This is a genomic window from Pseudomonas sp. NPDC087817 (genome assembly GCF_044742875.1).
GTDB lineage: Bacteria > Pseudomonadota > Gammaproteobacteria > Pseudomonadales > Pseudomonadaceae > Aquipseudomonas.
In genome coordinates, this window is the sequence record NZ_JBIUVJ010000156.1 from 1 (window position 1) to 1,314 (window position 1,314).

Genomic DNA, 1,314 nt, shown 5'->3' on the forward strand with positions numbered 1-1,314 from the left:
GGCGGGCCGGGGGGGGCCCCCCCCCCCCCCCCCCGCGCCACCATCCCGTCCAAGGCACTGCGTCACTCGGTGCGGCAGATCATGCAGTTCAACACCAATCCGATGTTCCGGGCGATCGGCGAGCCACGCTGGTTCTCCTTCCCGGACGTGTTGAAAAGCGCCGAGAAAGTCATTTCCAAACAAGTCGCTTCGCGTACCGGCTACTACGCCCGTAACCGCGTCGACGTGTTCTTCGGCACCGGCAGCTTCGCCGACGAGCAAACCATCGAAGTGGTTTGCGCCAACGGCGTGGTCGAAAAACTGGTGGCCAAGCACATCATCATCGCCACCGGCTCGCGCCCGTATCGTCCGGCTGACATCGATTTCCACCACCCGCGCATCTACGATAGCGACACCATCCTCAGTCTCGGCCACACCCCGCGTAAGCTGATCGTTTACGGCGCCGGCGTAATCGGTTGCGAATATGCTTCGATCTTCAGTGGTCTGGGTGTATTGGTCGAGTTGGTCGACAACCGCGGTCAGCTGCTGAGCTTCCTCGACTCGGAAATCTCCCAGGCGTTGAGCTACCACTTCAGCAACAACAACATCACCGTGCGCCATAACGAAGACTACGATCGCGTCGAAGGCGTGGACAACGGCGTGATCCTGCACCTCAAGTCCGGCAAGAAGATCAAGGCTGACGCCTTGCTCTGGTGCAACGGCCGTACTGGCAACACCGATCAGTTGGGTCTGGAAAACATCGGCGTCAAGGTCAACAGCCGCGGTCAGATCGAAGTCGACGAGAACTACCGCACCTGCGTGCCGAACATTTATGGCGCAGGCGACGTGATCGGCTGGCCGAGCCTGGCCAGTGCCGCCCACGACCAGGGTCGTTCGGCCGCTGGCAGCATCGTCGACAACGGTAGCTGGCGCTTTGTGAATGACGTGCCGACCGGCATCTACACCATTCCGGAGATCAGCTCGATCGGCAAGAACGAGCAGGAACTGACCCAGGCCAAAGTGCCGTACGAAGTCGGCAAGGCGTTCTTCAAGAGCATGGCGCGTGCGCAGATTGCCGGCGAGCCGCAAGGCATGCTGAAGATCCTGTTCCACCGTGAAACCCTGGAAGTGCTGGGCGTTCACTGCTTCGGTTATCAGGCGTCGGAGATCGTCCACATCGGTCAGGCGATCATGAGCCAGCCGGGCGAACTGAACACCCTGAAATACTTCGTCAACACCACGTTCAACTACCCGACCATGGCCGAAGCCTATCGGGTAGCGGCGTACGACGGCCTCAACCGGCTTTTTTGACGGGCTCCGGCCGGTGGCCTGAGC

1 protein-coding gene is annotated in these 1,314 nt (G+C 60.9%); it reads left to right on the forward strand.

The features are described from left to right. On the forward strand, nucleotides 1-1,290 hold a 1,290-nt coding region (gene sthA, locus ACIONG_RS30275; RefSeq protein WP_401304679.1), incomplete at its 5' end, for a Si-specific NAD(P)(+) transhydrogenase. Nucleotides 1,291-1,314: the final 24 nt, after the last annotated feature.